Genomic DNA, 17,547 nt, shown 5'->3' with positions numbered 1-17,547 from the left:
CAGAGTGGTATCAGGGAGACAGGATGCAGCAAACACCGTTATTCAATAATCACTATTTTCACCAGTTGCTGGGGTTCTACACCGCGCTACAGCCTACGCCGCTGCATGGCGCTCGCCTGCTTTATCACAGCGAGGGATTGGCCGCGGAGCTTGGGCTGTCTTCCGACTGGTTTACGCCAGAACAGGATGCCGTCTGGAGCGGCGAACGTTTGCTGCCGGGAATGGAGCCGCTGGCGCAGGTTTATAGCGGCCATCAGTTTGGCATGTGGGCTGGTCAACTGGGGGACGGGCGCGGCATCCTGCTGGGAGAACAACAGCTGCCGGATGGACGTACTATGGATTGGCATCTCAAAGGCGCAGGTCTGACGCCATATTCGCGCATGGGTGACGGCCGCGCGGTGCTGCGCTCGGCGATACGCGAATTTCTGGCCTCGGAAGCTATGCATCATCTAGGGATTCCTACCACGCGGGCGCTGACGATTGTCGCCAGCGCACATCCGGTGCAGCGTGAGCAGGAAGAAAAGGGCGCAATGCTGCTGCGCGTGGCGGAAAGCCATGTGCGTTTTGGTCATTTTGAGCACTTCTACTATCGCCGTGAGCCGGAAAAAGTACGTCAGCTGGCGGAGTATGTGATCGCTCGCCACTGGCCGCAGTGGGAGAACGACGAGAATCGCTATGAACTGTGGTTCGGCGATGTAGTAGAACGTACCGCTCGACTGATTACGCATTGGCAGGCCGTCGGGTTTGCGCACGGCGTAATGAATACGGACAACATGTCGATTTTGGGGCTGACCATCGATTACGGCCCTTATGGCTTTTTAGATGCGTATCAGCCCGGCTTCATCTGTAATCACTCCGACCATCGCGGGCGCTACGCGTTTGACAATCAGCCCGCCGTGGGACTGTGGAATCTACATCGTCTGGCGCAGGCGCTGTCGGGGCTGATGGACACTGAAACGCTGGAGCGCGCGCTTGCCCGCTATGAACCGGCGCTGATGCAGCACTATGGCACGCTGATGCGCGCCAAGCTGGGCTTGTTTACCGCGAGCGCGGAAGATAATGACGTGCTGGTCGGGCTGTTGCGCCTGATGCAGCAGGAAGGCAGCGATTACACCCACACGTTCCGCCTGCTGGCCGATAGCGAAAAGCAGGCATCGCACTCGCCGCTCCGTGATGAGTTCATCGACAGGACAGCGTTCGATAGCTGGTTTGCGACCTACCGCCAGAGGCTGATGCAGGAAGAACAGGGTGATGAGGAACGTCGTCGGCTGATGAATGCGACGAACCCGAAATATATTCTGCGTAATTATCTGGCGCAAATGGCGATTGAACGGGCGGAAAACGACGACATCAGCGTGTTGGCGCGTCTGCATCAGACGCTGTGCCAACCGTTTGACGAACAGCCGGAGAAGAACGATTTGGCGGCGTTACCGCCAGAGTGGGGCAAACATCTGGAAATTTCCTGCTCCAGCTGAGCCGGAGCAGGGGACTTGGCTATTGCCGCAGATAAACCTGCGGAATGGTGTAGTCAGGGTGTGAACCGACGCTGAGATCGGCGCGATACCAGTGGGTCAATGTGTCTGCCTGTAATACCTGCGCGGGCGTGCCTTGTGCAACTAGCTTCCCTTCGTGCAACAGCAGAATGCGGTCTGCATACAGCGCCGCCAGGTTCAGGTCGTGCAGGACGCAGCACACGGATAACGGCTGTTCGCGCGTAAGCTGCTTGAGTAGCCGCAAGAGGTGCTGTTGATGATACAGATCCAGCGCCGACGTGGGTTCATCAAGGAACAACCAGCCCGGCGTCGGTTCTGGATGCCATAGCTGTGCCAGCACGCGGGCCAGTTGCACGCGCTGCTGTTCACCGCCGGAAAGCTGACGATAGTCGCGCGTCGCCAGTTCCAGACAGCCCGTTTGCGCCATGACCTGCTGAATCACATCATCATTTTTCGGGTAACGACCGTGAGGGGAACGCCCCATCGCAACGACATCGCGCACGCTAAACGCAAATGCCATGCCGCTATGCTGGCGCATCACCGCACGCGTTTTGGCGAGCGCGCCGGGCTGCCAGTGCGAAAAAGGTTGTCCGGCTAACAGGCACTCGCCTTCATCTGGCGTTAAATAACCGGTCAGTAAGCGGAGCAGGGTAGATTTCCCTGCGCCGTTAGGGCCGATGATTGCGACGATTTCCCCACTGTGAAGTTCCAGAGAAACGTCGTCCGTCAGATAACGGCCGTTGGCCTGAAAGCGCAGATGGCGTGCGACTAACGTCCGATCGTGTGCTGAGTCAGTCATTGCCCCGCCCTTTATGCTGAACGATCAGCCATAAGAAATACGGTCCGCCAATCAGGCTGCTTAACAACCCAACGGGCATTTCTGCCGGAGAAAGCAGCGTACGCGCCAGCGTATCGGCAAACAACAGCAGACAGGCACCACCGAGGATAGAACCGGGAATGAGCCAGCGATGGTCGGCACCCAGATGCATGCGCATCAGGTGTGGGATGATAAGCCCGATAAACCCGATCACACCGCTGACCGCCACTGCTACGCCAACCAAAAGCGAGCTGAGCAACAGTAGCGTGTACTTGGTGCGTTTCACATTAACACCAAGGTAGTGCGCCTCTTCGTCCCCTAATTGCAACACGTTCAGACGGTGCGCGTAGTATAACGTGGCGATCGTGGCAGGGATGACCAACGTGCTGGCAACCAGCAGCATGGGCCACTGTGCCTGCCCGAGGCTCCCCATTCCCCACAGTGAGAACTGGCGCAGTTGCTGATCGGTGCTGATGTACGTCAATACGCCGATGAGGGCAAGGCACAGCGCATTGAGCGCGATGCCTGCCAGCAATAATCGCGTTAATCCACCCTGTTCGGAGCGGCTGAGGATGAAAATAATCGCCGTAATTGCCAGACTGCCCGCGAAAGCGGCAAACATCGGGCCGTAAAGCGCCAGCAGCGGGGGAAGGCCAAGCGGCAGCACAATGGTTAGCGCGACGCAGAGTGCGGCACCGCTGCTGATCCCAAGCAGGCCAGGATCGGCGAGCGGATTGCGAAATAACCCTTGCATAATCGCGTCAGAGCAAGCCAATGCGCCGCCGACGAGGATCGCCAGCAGCACACGGGGCACGCGGATATTCAACCAGATATGCCAGATTGGATCGTCAAGCGGCGTTTGCCATAACATCTTGAGCGATAGGGTCAGCGCGCCCATGTTGGCGGCACCGACCATCAGTGCCACCATCAGTAACAGCAGTGCGATCAACCACGTGCGCGGGTGAAAGCGTGACGTCATTTGATCGCTTCGGCTGTCTGACGCAGCGTTGCCATCAGCGCTGGGGTTTCGAGCGTGAAGCCGAGCATCGCCATGTCATCGACCACTAACAGACGCTTGTTTTTACCCGCAGGCGTCAATGCCAAGCCGGGTAATTTCCAGACCTGTGCTTCACCACCCAACGTTTTCAGTCCCTGACTGGAGATCAGAATCAGATCCGGCGCACTGGCAATCACGCCTTCCTGTGACAGCGGCTGGTAGCGCTCAACGTTTTGCATGGCATTTTTTAATCCGGCACTGCGGATAATCGTGTCTGGCGGGCTATTTTTTCCTGCGGCCAGCGCGGTCATGCCGCCGTGGCTGAGAACGAACAGCACGTTAACCGGCAGCGGTGAGGTTTTGACTGCCGCCAGTTGCTGCTGATAGGTTTCCGTCAGTTTTTTACCTTCTGCGTCTTTTCCTAGCGTCTGAGCAATAGCTCCGATTTTCTTCGGCACCGCATCCAGCGATGGCTCGGCGGTTACATGAACCACTTTTGTGCCGCTGTCCGCCACCTGCTGCAGGATGAGCGATGGCTGGGACAGATCGCTGGCGAGAACCAGAGACGGTTTCATGGCCAGAATACCTTCCGCATTTAGGTGGCGCATGTAGCCCACGTCAGGCAGTTTCTTCACGGCTTCCGGGTGCAGACTGGTGCTATCACGCGCAACCAGATCTTTCTCCGCGCCCAGCGCATAGATGATTTCCGTGACGTCGCCGCCGATAGAAACGATACGCTCGGCAGCAGACACCCCCAGCGGGAGTGTCAATAGCAGGGGGAATAGCCAGTTTTTCATGCGGCGAGATCCTTGTAAGGTTTCAGGGCATCGATCTGGTCGCGCCACTGCTGTTGTTCCGGCGTGCCTTCGGTACGTTGCCCAAAGAGTTGTGCAATCTGAGAGCCATCTGCGGCATAGAGTTCGAGGCTGGTCACAATACCGTCGGCTGTCGGTTTACGCGTGATCCAGCTTTCAGCGATCGCACCTTCGATCAAATGCAGGGTGAAATCTTTATTAAAGATGTTAATCCACTCTGCATGTTGCTCCATACGTTCTACACGCTCAAGCGTACCAGTGAAGATTTGCACACAGCCACGGTTACCGACAAATACCATGATCTCGTTCTGATCTTCACGTGCGGCAAACAGAATCTGCGACAGCGCATCGTTTTCTACACGGTAGGCCAAATCGTCAGCGACTGAGTTAAATGCCTGCTGGCGCGTCAGGTTATGGCGCTTGAGCAGAATGAAGAAATCATGCACGTCCGTCATCGCACGCCATTCCGCTTCAAGCTGAGGATTATGGGCAACGACCTGCTCAACTGGCGCGCTGTTTGCTGGACGAAGTGCCAAGGCTGGATTTTCGCTGCTGGTAAATTTCTCAACAAATAACTGCCAGGCAGCCATGTCCGTGGTGTCGGTCGTGTAGACCTTCAGAATGGCATCGCCTTGATGATCGAAAAATTGAATGCTTTGGCGCTCACCGCGTGCGGTATTTTCGCGCAGCGCAAAGGCGGAAGCCCACTGAGAAAGGAACAAACGCAGATCCAGCTCGCGCGGATTGAGGATAAGACCGGCATGCCCATCAAGTGTCTGGTTTTGATAGTAACCGGTATGCTCATGCACGGCGTATTCGTTACGTGTGATCGACTTGGTATTACCAACCTGCTCCAGTGCGCTTAACCAAACTTTGGCGTCACCCTGCAGGCGCTGCGCATCGTGCCCGACACGGGCGTGGGTCAGTTCCGCTTCGCTGATGCCGAGTTGCGCAGCCAAATCGCGGGCGTATTTACGCGGATATTCAACTTTCGCCTGAAGGTATTGTTGGTAAATGGACGTCTGCATCTCGTTCGTTCCCTTAATCGTTGTCGTATTAATTATAGCAATGAATGAGAATCATTTTCATGTAACAAAAACGCAACCTCAAGTGAAGTTTTCTTAATAAGTAGAATAAGGGAAATTGGGACAGGCGTTTATGTGTCGCGAAATAATGGGAAAAGTGGCAGGAGAAAGCCCCTTCGCGATAAGAAGGGGCGGGAAGTCGTTTACGGTTAGTGTAATTCAGGCCAGAAATCGCGGTTGGCATCAATCAGGTCGTCCAAAATGGCTTTGGCGACGCTGGCGCTAGGAACCGTTTTGGATAATGTCAGCGCTTGCCACAGTTTTTGATACGATCCCTCTTCCCAGGCTTCAACCACCAGTTTTTCGACGGCAACTTGTTGGCTCATTAATCCTTTTTGGAATGTAGGGATGTCGCCTATTTGCAGCGGCTCTGGCCCGTGGCTTCCGACGAGACACGGAATTTCCACCATCGCGCTAGGATCAAAGTTACGTATCGCACCGTTGTTCTCAACAATCAATAACATTCTTTCTCGCGTGTTAAAGGCGATAGCGCGAGCCAGATCGACAATATAAGACGCGTGTTCATCGATTTCGAGATCGCCAGCCGCACCCGATTTCGCTTCAGTGATGGCACGGCAGGCGCCAAATACCTGTTTTTCCCGTCCGGCCATCACTTCATTGGCGCGCGTATAGTCAGGATTGGCATGCGCCACGACATAATCGGGGAAGAAATAATATTTCAGGTAAGTATTGGGTAGCGTCTGTGGATCGAGTGCGCAGACATCTTTTGCTTTGGCAAACGTATCGTTCCAGCTTGCTTCGTTATGGTTTTCAACCGTCAGTGGAATATAGCCATGCTGTGCGACGTGTTCGCGGATAGTTGGCAGTAACTCGTTACCGTCTTTATCCTGAATCGATGTCCACCAGCCAAAGTGATTTAGTCCGTAGTAGCGTACCGTCATCTCCTTGCGTGATTTCAGGCCAAGGATGTCTGCCATTCTGCCTTCTATGCCAATTGGCATATCACAGATATTGAGTATTTTTGCATTGGGACGTAGCTTGCGGGTCGCCTCTGCCACGATTGCCGCTGGGTTGGAGTAATTTAGCATCCACGCCTGTGGTGAGTACTGCTCCATATAATCCACGAGTTCAAGCACGCCGCCAATGGAGCGCATACCGTAGGCAATCCCGCCCGGGCCACAGGTTTCTTGCCCAACCACGCCGTGACGCAGCGGAATTTTTTCATCCAGTTCGCGCATGGGGTATTTACCGACGCGGATGTGTGCCATCACAAAGTCCACGTCGGTAAATGCGGTTTGTGGATCGGTGGTATAGCTGAATTTGATTTCAGGCGCCTGCTCTTGCAGCAAAATTTTGCAGGCCTCGGCGACGATTTCCTGACGCGCGCTGTCGTTGTCATAAAATTTCAGCGTACCGATCGGAAAACGATCCTGATTTTGCAGCAGCATGAGAACAATGCCTGGGGTAAAGGTACTGCCGCCGCCTGCGATCAAAATTGAAAACTTTTTCATGGTTAAATCTCCATAGGATGTGTGTTGTGCATGAGGTTTTCCAGACGATCGCGTACCTGAGGAACCGACAGGCCGACGATAATCTGAATGGCGTGACTGTTGCGGACGACGCCGTGTGCGCCGAGCTGGCGGAATACGTCATCGGGCTGCATTAGTGTTGGGTCTGCCAGCGTGATGCGTAAACGGGTTGCGCAGTTGGTGAGGCTAGCGATGTTTTCTGCTCCGCCCAACGCGGTCAGATACGCTTTGGCTTCGTCCTGTTGTGCTGCGTGTTGTGTCATGTGTTGAGGCGTGGTTTTTCCAGCAAAATCCGCTTTTGAGTAGAGGCGAATTTCGCTGTCTTCCCGTCCCGGTGTTTTGATGTTGAAACGCAAAATCACGGCGCGGAAAATCAGGAAATAGAGAAAAGAGAACAGGATGCCGACACTAACTTGGATGACCATATTCATGGCGTGATGGTGGAACATGGGGAGCCAATTCTGCGTGGCGATTTCAATCAGTCCGCCGCCCATATTGCCGACTACGCCCAGCATATACATCACGGTGGCCATCGTGGCGGCTAGCACCGCATGGATTGCGAACAGAACAGGGGCGATGAACAAGAAAGTGAACTCAAGTGGTTCGGTGATACCAACTAGCACGGAGGTAAGTACGGCAGGGATCAACAAGCCTGCAACTTTGCTTTTGTTTTCAGGGCTGGCAGTGGCGTATATGGCTGCGGCGATACCTATGGCACCAAAGATCTTCGCGTTGCCAAACAGCGCGAATCCACCAACGGGAAAGAGCGTCTTCAATGGCAGTGTGGACTGACTAAAAGCCTGAATATTGGCGATCCAGTTAACCTGAATACCGCCTTCTACTGCGACTGGACCATAGATAAACGGTCCGTAAACGAAATGATGCAGTCCAGTGGGGATTAAAATGCGTTCCAGAAACGTGTATACCCAGACTCCGGCAGCGCCCGATGCCAGCAGTAATCCCTGAAGGGATGCGATTCCCATCTGAATTTTAGGCCAGATCAGTAAGGTCAACCAGGCGGCTGGTAGCATCAGCAGGAAGCTGATGATGACCACAAAAGCAGTGCCTTGAAATATGCCGAGATAAACTGGCAGCGTTTTATTGTAATAACGGTTGTGAAGCGCGGTGATAAAGGCAGAGATGGCGATAGCGCCAATAATGCTGGTATCCAGCGTTTTGATGCCTGCGATCGTCGTTAATCCACTGATGCCGCCGATCTCGGCGCTGAAATCAATATTGAAATAGCCGCCCCATTGGGTCGCCATAGCTTGAATTAGATAATTAAAGGTCAGGTAGGAAACCAGTGCTGCAAGACACGCTCTGGCAGGTGAGTGATTTGCCAATCCAATCGGCAGACAGAAAGCAAAAATCAGTGGCATATTGCGAAAGATGGTCCATCCGCCTTCTTCAATCACATAAACTATCTGGAAAAATAGACTGTTCGGGTTGGCTAACTCACCGACAAGTATGGGATTCGACAGCATGATCGCCAACCCGACGACGATGCCGGCAAAAGGAAATAGCAGCACGGGTGTGAACATTGCGCCACCAAACCGCTGAATTTGACTGAGCATAATGGTGTCCTTCATTTTTATGTCTGTAGGGAAATTTATTTTTTTTGGTCTAAATAACGCGTTCTGTAGTGAGAATAAGCAGGTTGGCTCACTCGAACAGAGCATGCATTGATGATTTGTGAACTCAATCAACAAGTTGGCGCGCGGGAAGAGGTATAGCTTTTGGCCGTCTTGCAGACCTGTTTATTCTGTGCAGGAGAGCGTTGGCGGTGAGAGAAACGTAATACTATGATTAGGAAATAAAAATTAAGGATGTCAGGTGAATCTTATGGCATCGGAAAGAGGAAAGGGAGGTCTAAAAGTGATCTATAAATTTATTGCCGAACAGATTCGTTCACGCATTAATTCGGCAGAATTTCGCGTTGGTGAGGTGTTGCCAGCGGAGAAGTATCTGGCGAAAGAATTCTCCGTTTCGCGGATGACCGTGCGTAAAGCGCTAGAGTTGCTGGTGGCGGAAGGGTTATTGGATCGTCGGCACGGGAGTGGAACCTATATTCTGCAAAAAGATGTCCAGCATGAGAGTCATGCGCTGAACAGTTTTGCCGAACATATGCGTTTGATTGGTCGTACGACGACGAATGACGTCGTGGATTTTCGTATTATCCCCGCGCCGCCAGCGATTGCCCGACAGTTGCGGCTTCGGACAGATGAAAAGATCTACTTTGCCCGACGTATTCGCTACGTGGACGGTAAATCCTGTATGTTGGAAGACAGCTATTTACCGGTTGCTCCCTTTCCTGAGCTGTCGGTAAAGCATTTGCAGGGATCGAAGTTCGCTTATATCGAGGACGAAAAACATATTGAGATTGCCGGTTGCTACGAGGTTTTCTCGCCGATTTTGGCTGATGTGTCGGTGGCGCGTTTATTGAGTGTGAGCGAGGGGGCGCCGTTGCTACAAATGACCTCTCTATCGCAGTCGGTTGAAGGCGCGTATCTCGACTTTTCGATTATGATTTATAACGTACATGATTATCAGGTTAGCTTTTATATGCAGCGTAATAAGCTTTCGCTGTAAATTCGCCCGCTCGCCGGGGTGCGACGTGCGGGCGTACCGATTAGTTCAGCTGATAAATACCAGATTGCCACGGCTGTAACTCAAGCGTCGTCGCGTTTGGTTCTACTTTGTCTTTTTGTCCGCTTTCCAGTAAAGGCTGTTTGATGGAAAGTGTTTTCGGCAGAACGTAATGCACGGGTTTCTCTTTAAAGTTCACCACAACCAGATAACGTTGCTGGTTGAGTTCACGAGTATAAGCAAATACCTCGTTATTATTCGGATCGAGATCCCGATAAGTTCCATAGGTGAACGCCGGCGTGGCATGACGTAATGCGATCAGTTGACGATAGAAATGGAAGATGGAGTCCGGGTTTTGCGTTTGCTCCTCTGCATTGATGTTCTTGTAGTTGGGGTTAATACGGAACCAGGGAGTGCCTGTAGTAAAGCCTGCCTGTGGCGTATTGCTCCATTGGAACGGTGTGCGACTGTTATCACGGCTGGTTTGTTTCACGTTTTCCAGGAAGACATCAGGTTTCACTTTTCCGGTCTCTACAAAGTCCTGCCAGAAGCCTTTAACTTCAATGTCATCGAATTCAGACAAGGATGTAAACGGGTAGTTGGTCATGCCCAATTCGTCCCCTTGATAGATAAACGGAGTTGCGCGCTGCGTTAATGCCAACGTCGCCAGCGCCTTAGCAGAACGGGTTCGCCACTCGGGGCGATCGTCACCGAAGTGTGATACCGCACGCGGGTTGTCATGGTTGCTCAGGAAGAAGGTATTCCAGCCATGTTGCCCGGCCATGTCGACCAGTCGATTGTTGATCTGACGGAACTGGGACAGCGTCCAGTCATTCCGCCGCCATCTTTCCTCTACGGCGCGATCGAGACGGATAAGATCGAATGAGAAGGCCATATCGAGTTCTTTACGGCGCTGATCGATAAACGGGGCCGCTTCCTCCAGCGGTACGCCGAAAATTTCACCTGCGGAAACAACGTCATATTTCGCCAGCACCTTCTGGTGCATTTCCTGAATATAACGGTGCAGATTAGGGCCCTGCGTGTAGGTGTAGGCAAAGTTTTGCAGTTGCTTTGGCGTCAGGTCGGGGAAAGCAGGATTCTTGGAAAAAGTAGCCACGGTATCCATACGCAGCCCAGAAACGCCTTTATCAATCCAGAAACGCAGCATGTCGTACACTTCTTCACGAACTTTGGGATTATCCCAATTCAGATCGGGTTGCTGTACGCCAAAATAGTGCAGATAATATTGCTGTGTTGCGTTATCTTTCTGCCAGGCTGAACCGCCGAAGAAAGAGGGGTAATTATTAGGCGGTGTGCCATCTTTGCCATCGCGCCAAATATAATAGTCGCGATAAGGATTGTCTTTTGATTTTTTACTTTCGACAAACCATTCATGCTCATTGCTGGTGTGATTAACGACAACATCGATCATTAATCGCATATCACGCTTTTTCATTTCTGCAATGAGTCGGTCGAAGTCATCCATTGTGCCATATTCTTTCATTATCTTGCGATAATCACGAATATCATAGCCGTTATCGGTATTCGGCGAATCATAATGGGGATTAATCCAGATGGCATTAATGCCGAGCGCTTTTAAATAATCGAGCTTTTCAGTCAGCCCTTTCAGATCGCCAATCCCGTCACCGTCACTGTCTTTGAATGAGCGGGGATAAACCTGATAGAACACGGCTTCTTTCCACCACACTGGATGCGCAGAAACGCCATCATTAACGGCTATCATCGCCTGTGTATCTTGTTGATTATGATCTGTTGCAGCGTAATTAACGGCTGAAAATGATAATCCTGCCGCCAGCATTGCACTGAGCGTAATTCGAGTTGTTAGTATCGTCATAGTAAGTAAACCACATATTCAATAATTATAATTTGGCTGCGTGAAAACAGCCATGCCATATCACCAGTAGGCTGCTGTACAGAAATAAGAATAGCCTTGTCGTGCATGGGTAAATAAATATAAATAATGAATCCTATTCTGGATCCTATTAACAACTTTACTCAGTGATTTTATATGGTCAACTTATAGTTTTCAGAGGGGATACTACGTCCACACGTTATTTTTCTGCGAAAAAATAAGCGTGGAAACTAATATCACTATATTATTCATTAGATAAAATAGGGGAAGGTTATTATGTCGTGAAATCGTCGGAGCGAATGACATACTCTAGCTATCCCCAATGGCGGTGCACCACTGGGGAGTGATTAGACCTAGAATCGGCTGTCGACGGCGTCCGCCAGACGCGCCAGCAGCATTTCGGTGTCCTGCCAGCTCAGGCAAGGATCGGTAATGGATTGTCCATACGTTAATGCCAGAGGATTGATCGCCGGCTGGTTGCCTTCGATTAAGAAACTTTCCGCCATGATGCCCGCGATGGCGCGTGAACCGGTGCGAATTTGCTGACAGATATCATCGGCGACGTCGAGCTGGCGGCGATGTTGTTTCTGACAGTTGGCATGACTGAAATCGATCACCAGATGTTCGGGCAGCGAGAATTCACGCAGGTGAGCGCAGGCCGCGGCGATATCTTCCACATGGTAGTTCGGTTTTTTCCCGCCACGCATAATAATGTGGCCGAACGGGTTGCCCTGCGTTTTGTAGACCGACATGAAGCCCTGCTTATCCGGCGAGAGAAACATATGCTGGGCGCGAGCGGCACGAATGGCATCGACGGCGATGCGTGTATTACCGTCCGTGCCGTTCTTGAAGCCGACAGGGCAGGACAGCGCAGAGGCCATTTCCCGGTGGATCTGGCTTTCGGTAGTTCTCGCGCCAATCGCACCCCAGCTAATCAAATCGGCAATATATTGGCCGGTGACCATATCGAGGAATTCTGTCGCGGTCGGCAAGCCAAGCTGATTGACGTTCAGCAGCAGGCGGCGCGCAATTTCCAGCCCTTCATTCACCTGAAACGTTCCATTGAGCGCGGGATCGGAAATGAGTCCCTTCCAGCCCACCACCGTGCGCGGTTTTTCAAAATAGGTGCGCATGACGATTTCCAGTCGATCCTGATACTGCGTGCGTAGCGCAGCCAGACGGCGTGCATAATCTAACGCGCTATCGGTGTCATGGATCGAACAAGGACCAACCACGACGAGCAGGCGGGGATCTTGACCGGTTAGGATGGCTTCAATTTTCTGGCGTGACGAGGTGACATTTTCGGCAACGGCAGGGGTAATTGGGAGTCTGGCGAGTAACGTTTGAGGCGTAACCAGACTCTCGATGCGCGTGCTCCGCAGTTCATCTGTTTGCAGCATGTTTTATCTCTGAATACGGTCAAGCCGAAAACCTGCCTTCACTGAAATGTATGGACATAACAGTGTTTTCAGACAGCGTTTTCAGGCTATGTTTCCGACTAAAAGGTTGCTTCGCAGCGGCGAAATGCCGGGAAGTGATGGAGCACACAATAAACGAACTGGCGCACATTACAACCGCATCAGGATAAAAAATCTATCATGTACTAGTACATTCTTCGACTCATGCCAAGAATGTCGATGATTTTGGCGGAAATTTCCTCAACGGAATAATTGGTGGTATTGAGATATTTAATCTGGTGTTTGCGAAATAGCGCTTCCACTTCACTGAGTTCCATGCGGCACTGGCGTAACGACGCATAGCGACTGTTGCCCCGGCGCTCTTCCCGAATGGCCGCCAGCCGTTCGGCATCAATGGTGAGCCCGAATAGCTTGTGCTGGAAAGGCTTCAACGCGTCGGGCAGGCGCAGATTATCCATATCATCGGCAATAAAAGGATAGTTGGCGGCGCGAATGCCGAATTGCATCGCCAGATACAGGCTGGTCGGCGTTTTACCACAGCGCGACACGCCCAGCAGAATAACCTGTGCCTGATCGAGATTGCGCAGCGAGATGCCGTCATCGTGCGCCAGCGTATAGTCGATGGCGGCGATACGGGCGTCGTATTTACTCAGGTTATTGGCCGTCAAACCGTGAGTGCGGTTGGCAATCGGTGTCGGCGGCGTGTTCAATTCTTCCTGCAAGGGGGCAACCAGCGCCTGTACGATATCCTGGCAAAACCCTTCGCTACTGGTAATAATGTTACGTACGGTTGGCGTGACGATGGAATAAAACACCAGCGGACGCACACCGGTTTGCTGATACAACGTATTAATTTGCTCGCACACCGCTTTGGCGCGTGCTTCACTTTCCACGAAAGGTAAGGTATAGCTAACCGTGTTCACAGGGAACTGGGACAGCACCGCATGGCCCAGCACTTCTGCCGTAATGGCCGTACCGTCCGAGACATAAAATACGCTTCTTTCCACATAACCCCCTCGTGATATTTCCGATAGCTCGAACACGTTAACCTCGTCAAAAATTGCGTTTCAAGAATACTTTTATTAAAACGCCATTTCATTATCTTCATGATAAAGAATACTAATCTTCTACGATATTGGATTTTTACTGCGTTAAGCAATCATTCGCCGTGAAATCAGTTTTTTTTCATAGGTTGATCGATTCACCTGTCCATGTTCATCAAAACGCTATGCTAACCTGATTGCGTTGAGGCGATTCTCAACCGAACTCTTCCATACCCTAATTGTATGCAGAAAGGATTATTTTCGATGTCCAATAACGGCCCTGATTTGCGTAATGTCCTTTGGTATAACCAGCTCGGTATGCACGACGTTGAAAGGGTGGGAGGCAAGAATGCCTCTCTGGGTGAAATGATCACCAACCTTTCAGAATTGGGCGTAGCCGTTCCCAACGGCTTTGCGACAACGGCGCAGGCGTTTAATGATTTTCTTAATCAAAGCGGGATTAACCAGCGCATTTATGAGCTGCTCGATCGCACCGACATTGACGATCTGAGTCAACTGGCGAACGCCGGTACGCAGATCCGCCAGTGGATTATTGATACGCCATTCCAGCCGGAGCTGGAGAAGGCAATCAGTGACGCCTACCAGCAACTGGCCGACGGTGAGAAAGACGCCTCGTTTGCCGTGCGTTCTTCCGCTACGGCAGAAGATATGCCGGATGCGTCCTTTGCCGGTCAGCAGGAAACCTTCCTGAACGTGCAGGGCATTGATGCCGTGATGGTGGCTGTGAAGCACGTATTTGCATCGCTGTTTAACGATCGTGCGATCTCCTATCGCGTACATCAGGGGTATGACCACCGTGGCGTGGCGCTGTCGGCGGGCGTGCAGCGCATGGTGCGGTCCGATCTGGCCTCTGCGGGCGTGATGTTTACCATTGATACCGAATCCGGCTTTGATCAGGTAGTGTTCATTACATCGGCTTACGGCTTGGGTGAAATGGTGGTACAGGGCGCGGTGAACCCGGACGAGTTCTATGTTCACAAGCCAACGTTGCAGAACAACAAACCTGCGATTGTGCGCCGTAATATGGGATCGAAAAAAATCCGTATGGTATATGCCGCGAGCCAAGAACATGGCAAGCAGGTGCGGATTGAAGATGTGCCAGCAGAACAAACGACGCGTTTCAGCCTGACGGATGATGAAGTGCAGGCGCTGGCGCGTCAGGCGCTGCTGATTGAGAAACACTACGGTCGTCCGATGGACATCGAGTGGGCGAAAGACGGTCACACCGGCAAGCTTTATATTGTGCAGGCGCGCCCGGAAACGGTTCGTTCCAACGGTCAGGTGATGGAGCGTTACCACCTGCCGGCCAGCGGTACGGTGCTGGTGGAAGGCCGTGCGATCGGCCACCGCATTGGTGCGGGCGAAGTGAAAGTGATTCAGGACATCAGCGAGATGCACCTGATCAATGCAGGCGACGTATTGGTAACCGACATGACCGACCCGGACTGGGAACCGATCATGAAGAAAGCGGCGGCGATTGTCACCAATCGCGGCGGACGCACCTGTCACGCGGCGATTATCGCCCGCGAACTGGGCATTCCGGCCGTCGTAGGCTGCGGTGATGCAACCGAGCGTTTACGCAAAGGGCAGAAAGTGACCGTCTCCTGTGCGGAAGGCGACACGGGCTACGTGTATCAGGATCTGCTGGATTTCTCCGTGAAGAGTTCGCAGATTGATGAAATGCCGGCACTGCCGCTGAAAATCATGATGAATGTGGGCAACCCCGATCGCGCATTTGATTTTGCCTGCCTGCCAAACGATGGCGTCGGTCTGGCGCGTCTGGAATTCATCATCAACCGCATGATTGGCGTGCACCCGCGTGCGCTGCTGGAATTCGACCAGCAAGCCCCTGAGGTACAACGTGAGATCAAGACGCTGATGCAGGGCTTCGACGATCCGGTGGAGTTCTACGTCGGTCGTCTGACGGAAGGAATCGCGACGCTGGCAGCCGCATTCTCGCCGAAGCGCGTTATCGTCCGCCTGTCCGATTTTAAATCCAACGAATACGCCAATCTGGTCGGTGGCGAGCGTTATGAACCGGAAGAAGAGAACCCGATGCTGGGCTTCCGCGGTGCGGGTCGCTACGTGTCGCCAGACTTCAAAGCCTGTTTTGCGCTGGAATGTGAAGCAGTCAAACGTGTACGTAACGTGATGGGACTAAAGAACGTCGAGATCATGATCCCATTCGTTCGTACCGTGGCACAAGCGGAAGCGGTGGTGGCTGAACTGGCGAATCAAGGTCTGCGCCGTGGCGAAGACGGCCTGAAAATCATCATGATGTGCGAAATTCCGTCCAACGCGCTGTTGGCCGATGAATTCCTGCAACACTTTGATGGTTTCTCTATCGGCTCAAACGACATGACGCAGCTCGCGCTGGGTCTGGATCGCGACTCTGGCGTGGTATCGTCGCTGTTTGATGAACGTAACGATGCGGTGAAGGCGCTGCTGTCGATGGCGATCAAGGCTGCCAAGAAACAGGGCAAATATGTCGGTATTTGCGGTCAGGGCCCGTCAGATCACGAAGATTTCGCGCTCTGGCTGATGGAGCAGGGCATCGATAGCCTGTCTCTTAACCCAGATACCGTGGTGCAAACCTGGCTGAATCTGGCTGAGCACAAGTAATTAGTACGGCGAATGCTATGACGCCCGGTGACTGCCGGGCGTCATGGTAACCGACGATGTCAGATTTTAGGGGAAACACGGAGATGAGGTTCCCGCAGGGATGCCTCACTTCGTGGTCGCCCCGTGTATCTCGATCTCATCGCGATGGGGTTGCCGTTGGTTTTGGCGTTTCTTACGGTGCCGCAATCAGGAAGGATTTAAACTGTGGCGTCATTACCGCGCTAAAGCCCTTATCCGTTTTGGTAATCAGATAAACCGCTAGCCCCTGCTGTTCTGCCAGTTTCAATGCCTTTTCTGTTCCCAACACCATCAAACCGGTATCCCAGCCATCCGCTTCCAGCGCGGTCGGTGCAATCACGGTCGCAGAAACCAGCTGATGGGTAATCGGTCTGCCCGTCTCGGGATCGATAACGTGAGAATAGCGCTTGCTGTCCTCTTCAAAATAATTCCGGTAGCTGCCGGAAGTACTGATCGCATACCCCTGCAAATTTACCGCCGCCTGTGCTGCATTTTCCTGGTCAGTGGGTTTCTGTATCGCCACGCGCCACGGCGTACCCTCAGCGTTCACCCCACGGCTGGAAACCGCGCCACCGACGGAAACCAGATAATTGGTGATTCCTTTACGCGTCATTAACTGCGCGAGAACGTCTGCGCCGTACCCTTCGCCCAGCGTGGAGAGATCGACATACAAATCCGGGAGATCTTTCTGAATCCATTCTCCTTTTTCGTCACCGATCAGCTTCAGGTGACGCAGCCCAACGTTTTGTCGCGCTACATCGATCTGCTGTTGGCTGGGAATTCGCGTCGGCTGCTTCTGCGGGCCGAATCCCCAGAGATTAACCAACGGGCCGACGGTGATATCCATCGCACCGTGCGTGGCTTTACCGATACGCAGCGCGGCCAGAATAATATCTGCCATGCCATTGCTGATAGGCTGGGGATCCGTTCCTCGGTACTGATTAAAACGCGACAGGACTGAATCATCACGGTAGGTGGAAATATCGTCATTGGCCTGCTCCAGCAGAACATCGATTTCCCGTTGCAGCTGCTGTTTGTCTTCGGAGACGTCACCGCTAATTTTTACGCTGTAAAACGTGCCCATGGTTTTGCCTTCAATGGTCAACAAAGGGCGCTGTGTCGTCGGCGTTGGATTATCGCAGGCTGTCAGAAGGCCGAATAAGCCACAGAGTAGCAATCTCTTTGCGGCAAGAGACATCATAAAAACTCCTGAAAAACTGAACTGAGGGTAGGCAGACAGGAGAGTAACAAAAAAGGGATGAAGCGTAA

The 17,547-nt window shown here is 52.6% G+C and carries 13 protein-coding genes; 3 read left to right on the top strand and 10 right to left on the bottom strand.

Annotation, left to right across the window (positions count from 1 at the left end; genetic code table 11):
* Positions 1-23: 23 nt before the first annotated feature.
* Positions 24-1,475, top strand: a complete 1,452-nt coding sequence (locus H4F65_RS04690) for a protein adenylyltransferase SelO (protein WP_010276310.1) — start codon at positions 24-26, stop codon at positions 1,473-1,475.
* Between the two features lie 19 nt (positions 1,476-1,494).
* Here H4F65_RS04690 and H4F65_RS04685 read toward each other — a convergent pair whose 3' ends face one another.
* From H4F65_RS04685 to H4F65_RS04660, 6 genes are all read right to left on the bottom strand, one after another.
* Complete coding sequence (locus H4F65_RS04685) at positions 1,495-2,292, bottom strand: heme ABC transporter ATP-binding protein (protein ID WP_010276313.1); 798 nt, start codon at positions 2,290-2,292, stop codon at positions 1,495-1,497.
* Positions 2,285-3,289, bottom strand: coding sequence for a FecCD family ABC transporter permease (locus H4F65_RS04680; protein ID WP_010276315.1), 1,005 nt, complete (start codon positions 3,287-3,289; stop codon positions 2,285-2,287). Before H4F65_RS04680 ends, H4F65_RS04685 begins: the two co-directional genes overlap by 8 nt.
* Positions 3,286-4,104, bottom strand: a complete 819-nt coding sequence (locus H4F65_RS04675; protein WP_010276318.1) for a heme/hemin ABC transporter substrate-binding protein — start codon at positions 4,102-4,104, stop codon at positions 3,286-3,288. Before H4F65_RS04675 ends, H4F65_RS04680 begins: the two co-directional genes overlap by 4 nt.
* Entirely contained in the window at positions 4,101-5,150 is a 1,050-nt protein-coding gene (locus H4F65_RS04670; RefSeq protein WP_010276319.1) for a hemin-degrading factor, read from the bottom strand. Before H4F65_RS04670 ends, H4F65_RS04675 begins: the two co-directional genes overlap by 4 nt.
* Positions 5,151-5,356: 206 nt before the next feature.
* On the bottom strand, positions 5,357-6,679 hold the full coding sequence (locus H4F65_RS04665; protein WP_010276322.1) for a 6-phospho-alpha-glucosidase: 1,323 nt from the start codon (positions 6,677-6,679) through the stop codon (positions 5,357-5,359).
* Between the two features lie 2 nt (positions 6,680-6,681).
* The gene (locus H4F65_RS04660; RefSeq protein WP_010276324.1) at positions 6,682-8,271 is read right to left on the bottom strand and encodes an alpha-glucoside-specific PTS transporter subunit IIBC; all 1,590 of its coding nucleotides are present in this window, start codon (positions 8,269-8,271) and stop codon (positions 6,682-6,684) included.
* A gap of 301 nt (positions 8,272-8,572) precedes the next feature.
* Here H4F65_RS04660 and H4F65_RS04655 point away from each other — a divergent pair, with 301 nt between their 5' ends.
* Entirely contained in the window at positions 8,573-9,286 is a 714-nt protein-coding gene (locus H4F65_RS04655; protein ID WP_010276328.1) for a GntR family transcriptional regulator, read from the top strand.
* A 40-nt stretch (positions 9,287-9,326) separates the two neighbouring features.
* Here H4F65_RS04655 and H4F65_RS04650 read toward each other — a convergent pair whose 3' ends face one another.
* The 3 genes from H4F65_RS04650 to ppsR form a co-directional block, all read right to left on the bottom strand.
* Positions 9,327-11,027, bottom strand: coding sequence for a glycoside hydrolase family 13 protein (locus H4F65_RS04650; protein WP_172645006.1), 1,701 nt, complete (start codon positions 11,025-11,027; stop codon positions 9,327-9,329).
* Positions 11,028-11,509: 482 nt separating this feature from the next.
* Positions 11,510-12,556, bottom strand: coding sequence for a 3-deoxy-7-phosphoheptulonate synthase (locus H4F65_RS04645; RefSeq protein WP_010276335.1), 1,047 nt, complete (start codon positions 12,554-12,556; stop codon positions 11,510-11,512).
* Between the two features lie 203 nt (positions 12,557-12,759).
* Positions 12,760-13,581 (bottom strand): posphoenolpyruvate synthetase regulatory kinase/phosphorylase PpsR, encoded by an 822-nt coding sequence (gene ppsR, locus H4F65_RS04640; protein ID WP_010276338.1) that lies wholly within the window; start codon positions 13,579-13,581, stop codon positions 12,760-12,762.
* 300 nt (positions 13,582-13,881) lie between these two features.
* On the opposite strand from ppsR, the gene ppsA reads away from it, so the two are divergent.
* Positions 13,882-16,260, top strand: a complete 2,379-nt coding sequence (gene ppsA / locus H4F65_RS04635; protein WP_010276342.1) for a phosphoenolpyruvate synthase — start codon at positions 13,882-13,884, stop codon at positions 16,258-16,260.
* Between the two features lie 172 nt (positions 16,261-16,432).
* Here the strand turns inward: ppsA and apbE are convergent, their stop codons facing one another.
* A complete protein-coding gene (gene apbE, locus H4F65_RS04630; protein WP_039319791.1) occupies positions 16,433-17,479 on the bottom strand; it encodes an FAD:protein FMN transferase ApbE in 1,047 nt (348 codons plus the stop codon).
* Between the last annotated feature and the right edge of the window lie 68 nt (positions 17,480-17,547).

Source organism: Pectobacterium brasiliense (genome assembly GCF_016950255.1).
GTDB lineage: Bacteria > Pseudomonadota > Gammaproteobacteria > Enterobacterales > Enterobacteriaceae > Pectobacterium > Pectobacterium brasiliense.
Note: the sequence above shows the minus strand (reverse complement) of the source record. Positions and strands in the feature narration are given on the sequence as shown.

What these genes read in the sequence shown, in the direction of transcription:
- H4F65_RS04690 (WP_010276310.1), top strand. Translation starts at nt 24, where the DNA reads ATGCAGCAAACACCGTTATTCAATAATCACTATTTTCACCAGTTGCTG.
- apbE (WP_039319791.1), bottom strand. Translation starts at nt 17,479, where the DNA reads ATGATGTCTCTTGCCGCAAAGAGATTGCTACTCTGTGGCTTATTCGGC.
- H4F65_RS04645 (WP_010276335.1), bottom strand. Translation starts at nt 12,556, where the DNA reads ATGCTGCAAACAGATGAACTGCGGAGCACGCGCATCGAGAGTCTGGTT.
- H4F65_RS04660 (WP_010276324.1), bottom strand. Translation starts at nt 8,271, where the DNA reads ATGCTCAGTCAAATTCAGCGGTTTGGTGGCGCAATGTTCACACCCGTG.
- H4F65_RS04685 (WP_010276313.1), bottom strand. Translation starts at nt 2,292, where the DNA reads ATGACTGACTCAGCACACGATCGGACGTTAGTCGCACGCCATCTGCGC.
- H4F65_RS04675 (WP_010276318.1), bottom strand. Translation starts at nt 4,104, where the DNA reads ATGAAAAACTGGCTATTCCCCCTGCTATTGACACTCCCGCTGGGGGTG.
- H4F65_RS04680 (WP_010276315.1), bottom strand. Translation starts at nt 3,289, where the DNA reads ATGACGTCACGCTTTCACCCGCGCACGTGGTTGATCGCACTGCTGTTA.
- H4F65_RS04665 (WP_010276322.1), bottom strand. Translation starts at nt 6,679, where the DNA reads ATGAAAAAGTTTTCAATTTTGATCGCAGGCGGCGGCAGTACCTTTACC.
- H4F65_RS04670 (WP_010276319.1), bottom strand. Translation starts at nt 5,150, where the DNA reads ATGCAGACGTCCATTTACCAACAATACCTTCAGGCGAAAGTTGAATAT.
- H4F65_RS04650 (WP_172645006.1), bottom strand. Translation starts at nt 11,027, where the DNA reads ATGATAGCCGTTAATGATGGCGTTTCTGCGCATCCAGTGTGGTGGAAA.
- ppsA (WP_010276342.1), top strand. Translation starts at nt 13,882, where the DNA reads ATGTCCAATAACGGCCCTGATTTGCGTAATGTCCTTTGGTATAACCAG.